Genomic DNA, 14,396 nt, shown 5'->3' with positions numbered 1-14,396 from the left:
ACCGCAGACGACAAAGACGGGTCCTTCGGCGCCAGGCATGGCAATTGCTCAGAGGCCTTCCTATCTCGCAGATGCGAGATCGAGCGACGAACCGTCACCGACAGGCTGTTTTCATATCTCTTTGGAGACCGACGGAATGCCCACCTCCCAGGCCCGCGTGCAGACCAACGAGGCGAGCCGCTACCTGCAGCAGCTCTGCCGGCACTGGAGCCACAAGTTCAAGGTCGAGGCGACGCCCGTGCACGGCACCGTGCCGTTCGGCGAGGACCGCGTCTGCACCTTCGATGCCGAGCCCGACGCCCTGGTGATGCGCATCGACAGCTCCGATCCGGTGAACCTCACCCGGCTGGAGAACGTCGTGGCCGACCACCTGGCCCGCTTCGCCTTCCGCGAGAGCCTCGGCGACATCCGCTGGTCGCGCGCCGCCTGACGGCCCGCGCAGCGCGGTCACGTTCGACCCGTCCGGCCCCCGGCCCGGGCGGGGTCTCGCGATCCGGAACGGCCCGCGGCGGTGGCGCACCAGGTGGCGCACCACTTGCACGCGAGTCCGGCTTGCGGCCAGATCGGTCGCCGCCGAGACCGGGATCGATCCATGAAGCGACGTACCCTGCTGACAGGCGCCGGAGCGCTGGTGGCCGGGACGCTCGCCCGTCCGGCCCTGGTGCGGGCGGCCTCCGCGACGACGCTGCGCTTCGTGCCCTACGCGGATCTGGCGCTTCTCGACCCGATCATCACCACGAACTACGTCACGCGCACCCATGCGCTGATGGTGTTCGATACACTCTACAGCCTGGATGCCGCCTACCGGGCCCAGCCGCAGATGGTCGCGGGCCACGAGGTCACGGCCGACGGCCTCACCTGGCGCCTGACCCTGCGGGACGGCCTGCGCTTCCATGACGGCACGCCGGTCCTCGGCCGCGACGTTGTGGCGAGCCTCAGGCGCTGGTCGCAGCGGGACGCCTACGGTGGGGCGCTGTTCGACACGGTGGACGACCTCTCGGCGCCCACCGACACCATGGTGCAGTTCCGCCTGAAACGGCCCTTCCCGCTCCTGCCGGACGCCCTCGCCAAGCCGACCTCCTATGTCCCGGTGATCATGCCGGAGCGCCTGAGCGCGACGCCGGCGACGCAGGCGGTGCCGGAGATCGTCGGCAGCGGCCCGTATCGGTTCGTCGCCGCCGAGCGGGTTCCGGGCTCGCTCAACGTCTACCGCCGGTTCGAGGAGTACCGACCCCGTCCGGACGGGACGGCGAGCTTCACCGCCGGACCGCGCATCGCGCATTTCGACCGCATCGAGTGGCGCACGATCCCCGACGGCGCGACCGCGGCCGGCGCCCTGCGCTCGGGCGAGATCGACTGGTGGGAGCAGCCCCTCGTCGATCTCGTGCCCGACCTGATGCGCCAGCCGGCCGTGCGGGTGGATCTGGTGGAGACCGCAGGGCTGATCGGACAGATCCGCCTCAACCACACCCTGCCGCCCTTCGACAATCCCGCGATCAGCCGCGCGCTGCTCTCGGCCGTCGACCAGACCGAGATGATGGACGCGGTTGCCGGCAGCGACCCGGCGATCCGCCGCGGGCCCGTCGGGATCTTCACCGCGGGTGGTCCGATGGCGTCATCGGCCGGCATGGCGGTGCTCACCGGCCCTCGCGACCTCGCCGCCGCGAAGCGGGCGCTCGCCGAGGCGGGCTACAAGGGCGAGCGGGTGGTGCTGCTCTCCGGGACCGACGTGCCGCGGATCAACGCGATCTGCGAGGTGATGGCCGATGCCTGCCGCAAGCTCGGGATGAACCTCGATGTCGTCGCCACCGATTGGGGGACCGTGAACCAGCGGATTCTGAACGCGAAGCCCCTGGATCAGGGCGGCTGGTCGATGTTCGGGATCTTCTCCGGCGGGCTGGACCATCTCTCGCCGGCCTACCATCTGGCCGCCCGCGGGAACGGCCGCGCGGGCGTCCCGAGCTGGCTCACGGACGCCCCCCTGGAGGAGATGCGCAGCGCGTGGTTCGCCGCGCCGGACCTCGCCGCCCAGAAGGCCCTCGCGGCGCGGATCCAGGCGCGCGCCCTGGAGGTCGGCGCCTATCTCCCCTGCGGCCAGTACTTCCAGCCGACCGCCTACCGGCGCGACCTCGAAGGCATGCTGACCGGGCTGCCGCTGTTCTGGAACCTGCGCCGGTCGGCCTGAGCGCGCAGCCGCCGGGTCACCCGACGCTCATCAGGCTGGCATTGCCGCCGGCCGCCGCGGTGTTGATCGCGGTGGAGATCTCTTCGACCAAGCCCGCCGGATCGTAGAGATCGCCGGCCGCCAGCGCCTCCGGCTCGCGGGCCTGGAGAGGTAGGATGGCCCCATCACGGGCCGCGATAGCGGCGTTGAGATCCCGCAGGGCCGTCGCATCGCCCGCGAACAGGACGCCCTGGACGTCGCCCGCGCGGTCGAGATCCGGAGCCCAGGCGATCCGGGCCGCGCACACCGCCGGCAGACCGTCCAGGGCCGCACCGCTGCCGCCGGCCGCGACGATGACCGCCGCGTTGCCTGTGCCGAGGATCGCTCCGAGCTGGAGCAGGAGCGCCGTCTCCGTCGCCGCGATGGCGGCGACGCGCCCGCGCGGACGCAGGGCGTACAGATTGCGCTCACCCACGGGCCCGGCCAGCGCGATCGGGGCGGATCCGGGATAGCGGACGGTTTCGAGCCTTTCCGCGAGGTCGTGGCGATGGCGCGACCGCAGCCACGCCGTGTAGGGGCGCAGCGCCGCGTCGTCGGCGGGCAGCCCGTCGCAGGCGGCGGCGGGCGGTCTCCGCACCAGCCGGCCGAGGGCCAGCGGGCCCCCGGCCTTGGGGCCCGTCCCCGACAGGCCCGAGCCGCCGAAGGGCTGCACGCCCACCACCGCGCCGATGATGTTGCGGTTCACGTAACGGTTGCCGGCCCGCACGCGGCCGAGGACATGGTCGATGGTCTCGTCGACGCGGCTGTGCAGCCCGAAGGTCAGCCCGTAGCCGGTGGCATCGATCGCCGCGAGGAGCCCGTCGAGGGTATCCCGACGGTAGCGCAGCACATGCAGCACCGGGCCGAACACCTCCTGCTCGACATCGGCGACCGCCCCGATCTCGATCAGCGTCGGCGGTACGAAGGTCCCGGCGCCGGCCGCGGGCGGCAGGGGCAACTGCTCCACGGGAAACCCCCGCGCGCGCAGGCTCGCCACATGATCGACGAGGCGGGCGGCGGCGTCGGCGGTGATGACCGGTCCGACATCGACGGCGAGGCGCCGCGGGTCGCCGACCTGCAGCTCCCGCAGGGCGCCCTTGAGCATGTGCAGCGTCCGGTCGGCGATCTCCTCCTGCAGGCACAGGATCCGCAGCGCCGAGCAGCGCTGGCCCGCGGAATCGAAGGCCGAGGCGATCACGTCGGCCACCACCTGCTCGGCGAGCGCGGAGGAATCGACCACGAGGGCGTTCTGGCCGCCGGTCTCGGCGACGAAGGGCACCGGCTCGCCGAAGCGGTTCAGCCGCCCCGCGAGTGCGCGCTGGATGGCCTTGGCCACCGCGGTCGAGCCGGTGAACATCACGCCCTGCACGCGCGGATCCGCGACCAGGGCGGCGCCGACACGGCCGTCCCCCGGCAGCAGGTGAAGGGCATCCGCCGGGATCCCGGCCGCGTGGAGCACGCGGATCGCCGCGGCGGCGATCAGGGGCGTTTCCTCCGCGGGCTTGGCCAGGACCGTGTTCCCCGCCGCGAGGGCGGCCGCGGCCTGCCCGACGAAGATCGCCAGGGGGAAATTCCACGGCGCGATGCAGGCGACCGGGCCGAGCGGCTCGTGCGCGTCGCCGAGGATTCGCTCGGCCTCGGCGGCGTCGTAGCGCAGGAAATCGACCGCCTCGCGGATCTCCGCCACGGCGTTCGCGTAGGTCTTGCCCGCCTCCCGCACGATGAGCCCGATCAGCGCCGGCATCTGCGCCTCGAAGGCGTCGGCGGCCCGCCGCAGGCAGGCGGCGCGCGCGGCCGCCGGCGTCGCCGCCCAGCCGGCGGCGGCCGCTTCCGCCCGGGCTACGGCGCCTGCGACCGCCGCAGCCGTCGCCGCCCGGCCGAAGCCGACGACGTCCCGGTGGTCGGCGGGATTGCGCACGGGCTCGTCGGCCGCCGCGTCGTCCTCGCCCGACGGCACCGCCCGCCAGACGGTGCGCTCGCTCGCCAGCAACCCCTCCGAGAGATCGGCGAGGGCGGCCTCGTCGGCGAGGTCGAGACCGGCGGCGTTCATGCGGTGCGAACCGTACAGGTCCCGGGGAGCCGCGATCCGCGGATGCGGCGCTCCGGGGCTCGGCATGGCCTCCACGGCGGTGACGGGGTCGGCGATCAACGCCGCGATCGGCACGGCCACGTCGGCGACTTGGTTGACGAAGGAGGTATTCGCCCCGTTCTCCAGAAGCCGCCGGACGAGATAGGCAAGCAGGGTCTCGTGTGTGCCCACCGGCGCGTAGATGCGGCAAGGCCGGCGCAGGCGCTCTCCGGCGACCACGGCCTCGTAGAGCGGCTCGCCCATGCCGTGCAGGCACTGGAACTCGTACTGGCCGGGCCGAAAATCCGGGCCGCCCATCTCGACGATGCTCGCCAGGGTCTGGGCGTTGTGGGTGGCGAATTGCGGGAAGACCGCGTCCGGAGCCGCGAGGAGCCGACGCGCGCAGGCGAGATACGAGACGTCGGTGTGAAGCTTCCGGGTGAAGACCGGGAAATCCGCCAGACCGTCCACCTGCGCCCGCTTGATCTCGCTGTCCCAATAGGCGCCCTTGACCAGACGCACCATCAGCCGCCGACGGCTTCGGCGGGCGAGATCGATCAGCACGTCGATGACGAAGGGACACCGCTTGCCGTAAGCCTGGACCACGAAGCCGAGCCCGTCCCAGCCAGCGAGGTCCGGATCGAGGGCGAGCCGCTCCAGGATATCCAGAGACAGGTCGAGGCGATCGGCCTCCTCGGCGTCGATGTTCAGGCCCATCCCGTAGCTCTTGGCGAGGCGGGCGAGGTCCCGCACACGGGGATGGAGTTCGGCCAGGACACGGTCGCGCTGCGACCGCACATAGCGGGGATGGAGCGCCGAAAGCTTGATCGAGATGCCGGGTCCGAGGAGCACGCCGCGGCCGGCGGAGGCCGCCCCGATCGCCCGGATCGCCTCCGCGTAGGCGCGCCGGTAGCGTTCCGCATCCTCGGCGGTCACGGCAGCCTCGCCGAGCATGTCGTACGAGTAGGTGAAGCCCTTGGCCTCGCGCCGCCCGGCATGCCGCTCGGCCTCGGCGATCGTCCGCCCGGCCACGAATTGCTCGCCCATCATCCGCATGCAGAGATCGACGCCGGTGCGGATCACCGGCTCACCGCCGCGGGCGATCAGGCGGGTGAGCGCGGCGGACAGACCGGCCTCGTGCCGGGTCGCGGCGAGCGTGCCGGTGACGAGCAGGCCCCAGGTCGCCGCGTTCACGAAAGGCGACGAGCTGTGCCCGAGATGGGCTGCCCAGTCGCCGCCCGCGATCTTGTCGCGGATCAGCGCGTCCCGCGTCGCCGTGTCGGGGATTCGCAGCAGCGCCTCGGCGAGGCACATCAGCGCCACGCCCTCCTGGCTCGACAGCGCATATTCGTGGATCAGCCCCTCGACGCCGCCGCGGCGCCCCTGCCGACGCAGGGTTTCGACCAGGCGTCCCGCATGTTCGGCGACGCGCCGGGCGGCCTCGGGCGACAGGCGGGCCTGATCGAGGAGCGCCGCCACACACTCGCTCTCGGGCCGCCGACAGGCCGCGGTCACGGCCTGCCTCAGGGGCGACCGGTCCGGCAGGCCGGCGGCGAGCCGGCGGGAGGCAGCACTCGCCCCGACTGCCGCAGCTTCGACGACGCCGGTCCCGGACATGATCCGTCCCTCTGACACGGCACGATGCCGCGCCGTTGCGACCTCAGGCTACACAATCCGGGCGCCGCGTCGAAGCCGGGGTGCCGACGGAAAGGCTTGGCCCGACCGGACCGTCCCGGGCGGTCACGGTCACGCGGCCTCACCTTTCAGGAGCGAAGCCTGCGCCTGCGCGAGATCGGATCCCGTATGCAGGGATGCCGCGGCGATGAACTAGGTCAATCCATAGGCTTCCGCCCACATAAGGTCTCGTCGTATGTTTTGGCCGTCTATTGGTCCGCTAGCCGCGAATTACATTAGACTATATTGAGATATATTGGGGCATTCAATCGTTTTGCACATTCGGATCGTCCGCCCTTGGTTGCGGACCGCTCAGGTCAGAGTCCCACGTCTCGATGAGGACGCCGCATGCCGCGTTTGGAGATCACCGGCACCGAACGACGCTACAACACGGTCGCAGCCATCGAAGACAAGGGTGCGTGGCAGATGGTCATGCCCTTTCCGCGGGCTTCGATCCGCGCCGCCGCCCTTGTCGGCGATGAGAGGCTGATCTGCCTGTCCGAAGACGGGGAACTCTGCCTGATCGCGTGGCGCTCGCGCCGGGATGTCGTGCGGCGGCGCCTGCCGCGCGGGGATTCCTATGCCCGTAGGCTGTTCGTCACGCGCGATGCCGAGCTGATCGCAGCCTATGTGAGCCATGTTCCGAGCGACGAGACCCAATACCTCCACCGCCTCGTCGTCCTGCGGGCGGCGGATCTCGAAATCCTGTTGGATGGGCGGGGGATCACCTGGCCGTCCGACGGTCCGATCGGACGTCTTTCCAACGAGGAGGCTTATCCGCCGCGACCGGGTGGACCGGCCATCCTGACGATTCACGGCGATCTGTTCGAGGATCCGGAGGGAAGGCTGGCCTTCATCGGCCTCCGATGTGGGCCGGGCGGGTCGTCCTACGGGCTTTGCCGCCTGGGGCGAACCGACGGGTCGGTGCGCTACGATCCGCTTCCAGAGGCGGTGAAGCCGTATTGGTTCAGCCCGAGCGGCCGCTACTGCAGTGACGCGGACAGAGGATTCACGCGTCCGATGAGACGTGCGAGTCTGGGCCATGGCTCAGACGGTCTGTGTGCTTCTCGATGCGAGCGATGCGGCACGACTGGTTGCGATCGCCAGCGACCGCTCCCGCCCGCTCAAACATACCCAGCGTGCCCGCATCGTCCTGCTCTCGGCCGAGCGCTTTTGTGTCCAGGACGTCGCCCGGCGGGCGGGCGTCAGCCGCCCGGCCGTGTGGCGCTGGCAGCGGCGCTACGCCGAGGCTGGCGTCGAAGGTCTGCTGCGCGACAAGACGCGCCCGCCCGGCACGCCGCCCCATTCAACCGAGACGGTGGCCGAGGTACTGGCGCTGACCTGCTCGGAGCCGCCGGGCGAGGTCACCCACTGGACCGGCCGGGCCGTGGCCCGCGCGGTCGGGATCTCGTTGCGTGCCGTGCAGCGGATCTGGGAGGCTCACCGCCTCCAGCCGCATCGGCTGCGCACGTTCAAGCGCTCGCGCGACCCCGCTTTCGCCGCCAAGGTCGAAGATGTCGTCGGCCTCTACATGGCCCCACCCGCCCACGCGGTGGTGCTGTCCATCGACGAGAAGAGCCAGATCCAGGCGCTGGAGCGGACGCGCCCCGACCGTCCGCCTGCCCCCGGCCATCCTGCCGCCCAGACCCACGACTATACCCGTCACGGCACCACGACGCTCTTTGCGGCCCTCGACGTCCTGGCGGGCACCGTGCTCGGCCGCTGCATGCAGCGCCACCGGAACGGTGAGTTCATCCGGTTCCTCAACGCCGTCGAATCTGCTGTCCCGTCCGGCAAGGCGATCCACGCGATCCTCGACAACGTCGCTACCCACAAACATCCGAAGGTGCGCGCCTGGCTCGCCCGGCACCCGCGCTGGACGTTCCACTTCACCCCGACTTCGGCCTCGTGGCTCAACGCGGTCGAGGGCTTCTTCTCAGCGCTGACCCGTCGTCGGCTGCGGCGAGGCTCCTTCACCGGCGTCGTCGATCTGCAGGCGGCGATCAAACGCTACATCGCCGAGCACAACCAGCGCGCCAGACCCTTCGTCTGGACAAAGCCCGCCACCGATATCCTCGAAGCCGTCGGCCGATCCCCTGAACCATCCGTCTGAGTCAGTGCACTACGCGGTCACGCCGCGCTCCGATCCTTCGCCCGGGCAACCCGGAGCGGCAGCGGATGCGGTGGGGGACGATCCCCGACACCGCGCACAGGCCGTCGAACTCTGGACGACCGAACCCGTCGCCCACGTCGCGACCCTCGTCGCGCGCCCGGGCCCCGTGCCGCACCGCGCCATGACGGAGGTGGCCTGGGAACCGGACGAGCGGGCGCTCTGGGTCAAGTACGGGTTCTTCTGGGATCAGAACACGGAGTTCCAGCGCATCGGCCTGGACGGCGCTCGCTCGCCCGTCTTCGCGTTCGGCCGCTATGCGGGCGCCAAGGCCGTTTCCACATTCGGCGACGTGGCCGATGCCGAGAGGGTCGAGATCCGCTTCTACAGCGACGCAGTCTTCATTCCGCGACCCTGGTGCGCCGATCCGGGGCCCGCGCGGCTGATCGCGCAGGACGAGGACGGGTATCGCCCTCTGGCGTCGGCGGGGCCGAGCGCATCTGCGGTCGGGCGCTTCCTAGCGCGCTCGCTACCGGTGGTCACCGTGGCGGACTTCTCGGCTGCGGCCATCGCGGAATCGTTGGGCTGGCTCACAGGCCAGATCCGGACGGATCTGGCCGCTCTTCTGCGGAGCGACGCCCTGGCGCTGACCTTCAGGGTCGGCAGGAAGGCACTGACGGAGCCGGCCTTCTTCGCGCGGATCGCGCGCGAGCGCATCGCGGTGGCGCCCGTGCTGCGTGAGCTGCTGACAACCTATCTCGAAGTCCAGCCCGCACTCGTGGCCGCCAACAACCTGTACCGGCAGATCTGGGGGCCCGAGGACGACCAGGGAGCGCTGGCGCCGGCAATGCAGGCGCTGCTCCATCTCGATCCGGCGGCCCACGACGTGTTTCGCGACTATCTCGCCCAGCGCGACGGGGAGCACGAGCACTACTCCACCACGGTGATGATGCAGACCTACATCGCCGCGACGGGCTGGCGGGACAGGGCCATGATCGGGTTCGGCGTCTATTTTGCGCTGATCCGGTACAGGGACGGCGTGATCAGCCTGGGCGGAGGCTTCCTCGAGGAACACGGTGTCCTCGATGCCGCCGAGGGGTTGCTGGATCCCGCCGACTTCGCCGTGCTCATCCGCGAGGAACTCGACGGGTTCGCCGCGCGGCCCGATCTCGATTGCCGCCTCGGCCCGGATGCCCTGTCTCGCGAACTCCGAGCCAGCCTCGCGACCACCGCCTATGGCCGGCGGGTCCTGGCGGCGCTCGCGGACCGGCCGGCCGCACCGCCCGGCCCGACCTGAGGCCGCGGGACGCGAAACGGTCCGTCGCGCGATCCCGTCACTTCACGGCTTGGGCGTGGGCGGCCTCGATCGCCTCGGTGAGGAGGGGGTGGGCGCCCTTGCGACGCAGGGTGGCGGTGGGGATCACCACCGGATCGGCGCAGGCCTGGACGACGTGCGCCAGGTCGAACTGCACCGCGAGGCCTCCGACCTTGGCGTCGAGCCACGCCATCATGGCCGGTGGCTGGCCGTCGTAGGTCTCGGTGACCGCCTCGCGGCATTCCTTGTCCGCATCGACGGACTTCGGATCGCCCGTCCTCGGCCGATAGCCCGCGAGGTAGAGTTCGTGCAGCGTCTTGGAGGCGAGCGTCACCATCTTGGTGCCGCCCGCGCCCTCGGCGAGGGCGAGCGTGCCGGTCAGGGATGCGGGCAGCAGGGTGGTCCAATCCACGGGGGCGCCGGTCGTGAGGTCGTAGACGATCGACATCGTGCTGGAGTTCGGATGCGCGCCTCCGCAATACATGCTGTCGGAGATCACGAAGCTCAGGAAACGCGGGCCGCGCATCGGGGTCTCGACGGTCCGCTCCCAGGAGCCGTTCTTCCCATCCTGCGCCTTGCAGTCCCGCGCCGCCGCGAGGGCCTTTGTGTCGAGGCGCTTCACCGCCGCGTTGATCCGCCGCTCGGCGTCGTCGGCCGGCGCAGCGATCTGCGGCATGGCCGCGAGGCCGGGGATCAGGTCGGCCGGCGCCTTCAGGACCACGGGTCCGTCGGCCCAGGCGGATGTGGTCAAAGCCAGGAGGACCGCGGTCCAACCCGCAGCCCTGCCGCGGGCTCGCCATGCGCTCGGCCGGACGGTTCGCTTGAACATGGTGCCGCTTCTCCCGATGGCGGCGGGTCCGACATCCGAGGCCGCCCGCCGTGTCGCGCTTCGATGCGTCCGTCCCTACCATCGGCGAACGCCGTGCGGCGCGCGCTTTGACACCTGCGGAAGCGGTGGCAGAAGCCCCCGCATGACCGCGATCCTGATCTACGGCGCCACCGGCTATACCGGCCAGCTCCTGGCCGCGCATGCCGTCGGGCAGGGCCTGCATCCGATCCTGGCGGGGCGCAACGCGCACACGCTGCGGCCGCTTGCGTCCCGGCTCGGTCTGGAGATGCGGGTCGCACGCCTCGACGATGCCGAAGGCCTGCGCGCCGCGCTCGCAGGGGTGGCGGCGGTGATCCACGCGGCCGGCCCGTTCTCGAAGACGGCGCGGCCGATGGTGGAAGCCTGCCTCGCCGCGGGCGCGCATTACGTCGACATCACCGGCGAGATCGCGGTGCTGGAGGCGCTCGCCGCGCAGGATGCGGCGGCGAAGGCGGCCGGCCTTGTCCTCCTGCCGGCCGCCGGCTTCGATGTGGTGCCGAGCGATTGCCTCGCTGCCCACGTGGCCGGGCGCCTGCCCGGCGCGACGCATCTGCGCATCTCCATCGGCGGGTTCGGCGGCTTCAGCCGCGGCACCGCCCGCACCATGGTGGAGGGCATCGCCTGGGGGACGCGGGTGCGCCGGGACGGACGCATCGTCGAGCTGCCGAGCCCGCCCCGCGGCACCGCCGATTTCGGCGCCGGCCCGCGCCGGACCGTGGGGCTCGGCTGGGGCGACGTGTCCAGCGCGTGGTACTCGACCGGGGTACCGAACATCGACGTCTACTTCGAGGCCTTCCCCGCCATGGCGGCGGCGGCCGGTCTGCCCGCCGGAATCCGGCGGATCATCGCCGGCGGCACCGCGCAGCGCCTGATCAACCGCGGCATCGACCGGCTGCCCCCTGGCCCGTCCGCCGCCGCGCGGGAAAAAGCCCGCAGCACCTTCCTGGCGGAAGCCTGGGACGGCGCCGGCCGCCGCGCGGCGAGCCGGATGGAGACCTCCGAGGGCTACACGCTGACGGTCTGGACCGCCCTGGAGATCGCCCGGCGCGTCGCCGCGGGACAGGTCGCGCCGGGCTTCCACACGCCCGTCACCGCCTTCGGCGCCGACTTCATCCTGGGCTTTCCGCACGTGAAGCGGACGGATCTCTGACCGGCGCTCCGGCCTGGCCCAGCGCTCGATCCGATGCGAGCGGCCCGGGGCTCACACGGTCGCGCCGATCTGCCAGGGGGCGAATTCCGAGGAGCCGAAATCGAACTGCTCGCTCTTCGTCCGCTCCCCGCTCGCGACCCGGAGGATCAGGTCGAAGATCCGGCGCCCGGCCTGCTCCACGCTCTCTTCGCCGTCGAGGATCGTGCCGCAATTGACGTCCATGTCCTCCTCGAGCCGCCGGTACATGGCCGAGTTCGTGGCGATCTTGATCGACGGCGACGGCTTGCAGCCGAATACGCTGCCGCGCCCGGTGGTGAAGCAGACGAGATTCGCCCCGCCCGCCACCTGCCCGGTGGCCGAGACCGGATCGTAGCCGGGCGTGTCCATGAACACGAAGCCCTTGGCGGTGACGGGATCGGCGTAGCGCAGCACGTCGACGAGGTTGGTGCTGCCGGCCTTCGCCATGGCGCCCAGCGACTTCTCCAGGATCGTGGTCAGGCCGCCGGCCTTGTTGCCCGGCGACGGGTTCGCGTCGATCTCCGATCCCTCCTTGCGGGTGTAGTCCTCCCACCAGTGCATCAGGTCGACGAGCTTCTGGCCCACCTCCGGGCTGACGGCACGGCGGGTGAACAGGTGCTCGGCCCCGTAGGTTTCGGTGGTCTCCGACAGGATCACCGTGCCGCCGTTCTGCACCACGAGGTCGCTGGCGATCCCCAGAGCCGGATTCGCCGAGACGCCGGAATACCCGTCCGAGCCGCCGCATTGCAGGGCGACGATCAGTTCGCTCGCCGGCATCGGCTCACGGTGAACCACGTTCGCCTCGGCCAGGATCCCCTTCACGAAGTCGATGCCGGCCTCGACGGTCTTCCGCGTGCCCCCGAGGCTCTGGATGTTCATGCTGCGGATCCGGTCGCCGAGCCCCTGCTCCTCCAGGAACGCGCCGATCTGGTTCACCTCGCAGCCGAGCCCGATCATCACGATGTGCGAGAAGTTGACGTGCCGCGCGTAGCCCGCGAGCGTCCGCCGCAGGAGCCGCAGCGGCTCGCCCATCGCCATGCCGCAGCCGGTCTTGTGGGTCAGCGCCACGACGCCGTCGACGTTGGGATAGGGGGCGAGCGGGTCGAGGCCGAGGATCGGGTGGCGGCGGAACGCGTCGGCGATCAGGTCGGCCACGTGCGCGCTGCAATTCACCGAGGTGAGGATGCCGACGTAGTTGCGGGTGGCGACGCGCCCGTCGGGGCGGCGGATGCCCTGGAAGGTCGCCGCCGGCGTGATGAGCCGCGTCGGCTTGGCGTCGACGCCGAACGCGTAGTCCCGGGCGAACTCCCCCATCCCGAGATTGTGGACGTGGACGTGCCGGCCGGCCGCGATGTCCTTCTTCGCGAAGCCGATGATCTGGCCGTACTTGGTCACCGGCTCGCCGCTGCGGTGCTCCCTGACCGCGACCTTGTGGCCGGCCGGGATCCGCTCCGCGGCCGTCACGCCGTCAGCGACCGGGGTGCCCGGCTCGATGGCGCCGCGCGCCACGGCCACGCCGTCGGCCGGCCGGAGGGTGATCACGGGATAGGTGGACATCGGTCTCTCCTGGGATTCGGTGGGGCCGGTCGCCGTCACCGCGCCGCCTCGGGGCGCAGGGCCGGGACGCGGGCGTCGCGGACCGGCAGCGGCGCGATCTCGCCGACCACGAACAGGTAGATGAAGGCGCCCAGCAGGCAGAACCCGCCGGCGACGATGAGGGGGATCACGAACGAGCCCTGGGTGACGGTCAGCATGATGCCCGTGAAGGTCGTGGTCACGATCCCCGCGACGTTCGAGGCGAAGTTCTGGATGCCCCCGATCGAGGCCACGTGGGCCGGGGTCGGCGCCACGTCGCCGGGCAGCGCCCAGATCGACGCCGCCGTGAAGGCGAGGCTGCCATAGGCGACCGCGAAGCACAGCAGAGCCACGTAGACGTTCGGGGCGATGATCGACAGCGTGATCACCGACGACATCAGCATGCCGCCGACGAGGCAGGTCTTGCGGGCCGCGGTGAGGCTCCAGCCGCGGCGGTAGAGCGCGTCCGACGCGAAGCCGCCGAGCCAGCCCGCGGGGATCGACGCCAGGGCCGGCAGGCTGCCCAGCGTGCCGAGTTCGGCCAGTGAGAAGCCGCGCGCCTTGACCAGATAGGTCGGAAACCACGTGATGAAGAAGTAAATCACGAAGTTCAGGCAGAAGAATCCTGCCATCATCCCCCAGACGGTGCGGTACCGGAACAGCGACAGCCACGGCACCTGATTCTGGGCGTCGGCGGCATCGACGGTCTTCGGCCGGTCCTGCGCGGCTCGGAGCCGGGCCAGTTCCTCCGGCGAGACCTTCGGGTGGTTCTCCGGCTCGCGGTAGAGCCACATCCAGAACACCGCCCAGACGAAGCCCAGCACGCCGGTGACGATGAAGGATTCCCGCCAGCCGAGCGTCGCGATCACCCAGGAGACCAGCGGGATCGCCAGCGCCGAGCCTACCCGGGAGCCGCTGTCGAAGATGCTGCTGGCGAAGCTGCGCTCGCCGCGGGGAAACCACGAGGCCGCGACCTTGGCGAAGGACGGATAGGCCCCGGCCTCGCCGATGCCGAGCAGCATGCGCAGGCCGAGCAGCGACAGGAAGCCCCGTCCGGCCGCGGTCAGCGCCGTGCAGGCCGACCACCAGACCACCGCGACCACCAGGGAGAGCCGCGCGCCGACCCGGTCGGCCACGTAGCCGAAGGGCAGCTGCATGATCGCGTAGGTCCAGAAGAAGCCCGACAGGATCAGGCCCATATCGGTGGCGTCGAGCCCCAGTTCCTTGGACATGGACGGCGCCGCGACCGCGAGATTGGCGCGGTCGATGTAATTGATGGCGTTGGCGGCCATGCAGAGGCCGATCATGAGCCAGCGCAAACGAGGCATCGCGTTCTCCTCCCGAATGCCGGGGATGGCGTCCCCGGGCCGTGCGGCGCCCCCGTTTTGGCCGGGGGTCGCCGCCGATCGTGGTGT

At 71.0% G+C, this 14,396-nt stretch carries 9 protein-coding genes; 5 read left to right on the top strand and 4 right to left on the bottom strand.

The features are described from left to right. The first annotated feature begins 136 nt into the window (after nucleotides 1-136). Nucleotides 137-430, top strand: a complete 294-nt coding sequence (locus ABC766_RS24235; RefSeq protein ID WP_043352813.1) for a DUF2218 domain-containing protein — start codon at nucleotides 137-139, stop codon at nucleotides 428-430. A gap of 162 nt (nucleotides 431-592) precedes the next feature. Then, a complete protein-coding gene (locus ABC766_RS24230) occupies nucleotides 593-2,185 on the top strand; it encodes an ABC transporter substrate-binding protein (protein ID WP_345819715.1) in 1,593 nt (530 codons plus the stop codon). Nucleotides 2,186-2,201: 16 nt separating this feature from the next. Here ABC766_RS24230 and putA read toward each other — a convergent pair whose 3' ends face one another. After that, entirely contained in the window at nucleotides 2,202-5,888 is a 3,687-nt protein-coding gene (gene putA / locus ABC766_RS24225) for a trifunctional transcriptional regulator/proline dehydrogenase/L-glutamate gamma-semialdehyde dehydrogenase (protein ID WP_345819714.1), read from the bottom strand. 1,099 nt (nucleotides 5,889-6,987) lie between these two features. Between putA and ABC766_RS24220 the strand changes: the two genes are divergently transcribed. Next, nucleotides 6,988-8,058 carry an IS630 family transposase gene (locus ABC766_RS24220; protein ID WP_170867530.1) on the top strand — a complete coding sequence of 357 codons (1,071 nt, stop codon included), beginning with the start codon at nucleotides 6,988-6,990 and terminating at the stop codon, nucleotides 8,056-8,058. Nucleotides 8,059-8,128: 70 nt separating this feature from the next. Continuing rightward, nucleotides 8,129-9,352, top strand: a complete 1,224-nt coding sequence (locus tag ABC766_RS24215; protein WP_345819713.1) for a hypothetical protein — start codon at nucleotides 8,129-8,131, stop codon at nucleotides 9,350-9,352. A 37-nt stretch (nucleotides 9,353-9,389) separates the two neighbouring features. Here ABC766_RS24215 and ABC766_RS24210 read toward each other — a convergent pair whose 3' ends face one another. Then, a complete protein-coding gene (locus tag ABC766_RS24210) occupies nucleotides 9,390-10,199 on the bottom strand; it encodes a hypothetical protein (protein WP_345819712.1) in 810 nt (269 codons plus the stop codon). A 142-nt stretch (nucleotides 10,200-10,341) separates the two neighbouring features. On the opposite strand from ABC766_RS24210, the gene ABC766_RS24205 reads away from it, so the two are divergent. Then, a complete protein-coding gene (locus tag ABC766_RS24205; protein ID WP_345819710.1) occupies nucleotides 10,342-11,388 on the top strand; it encodes a saccharopine dehydrogenase family protein in 1,047 nt (348 codons plus the stop codon). Between the two features lie 51 nt (nucleotides 11,389-11,439). On the opposite strand, the gene ABC766_RS24200 is transcribed toward ABC766_RS24205, so the two are convergent. Both ABC766_RS24200 and ABC766_RS24195 read right to left on the bottom strand, forming a co-directional pair. After that, on the bottom strand, nucleotides 11,440-12,963 hold the full coding sequence (locus ABC766_RS24200) for an altronate dehydratase family protein (RefSeq protein WP_345819709.1): 1,524 nt from the start codon (nucleotides 12,961-12,963) through the stop codon (nucleotides 11,440-11,442). Nucleotides 12,964-12,998: 35 nt separating this feature from the next. Beyond that, nucleotides 12,999-14,309 (bottom strand): MFS transporter, encoded by a 1,311-nt coding sequence (locus ABC766_RS24195; protein WP_278305582.1) that lies wholly within the window; start codon nucleotides 14,307-14,309, stop codon nucleotides 12,999-13,001. Nucleotides 14,310-14,396: the final 87 nt, after the last annotated feature.

This window comes from Methylobacterium fujisawaense (assembly GCF_039619325.1).
GTDB classification, from domain to species: Bacteria; Pseudomonadota; Alphaproteobacteria; order Rhizobiales; family Beijerinckiaceae; genus Methylobacterium; species Methylobacterium fujisawaense.
Note: the sequence above shows the minus strand (reverse complement) of the source record. Positions and strands in the feature narration are given on the sequence as shown.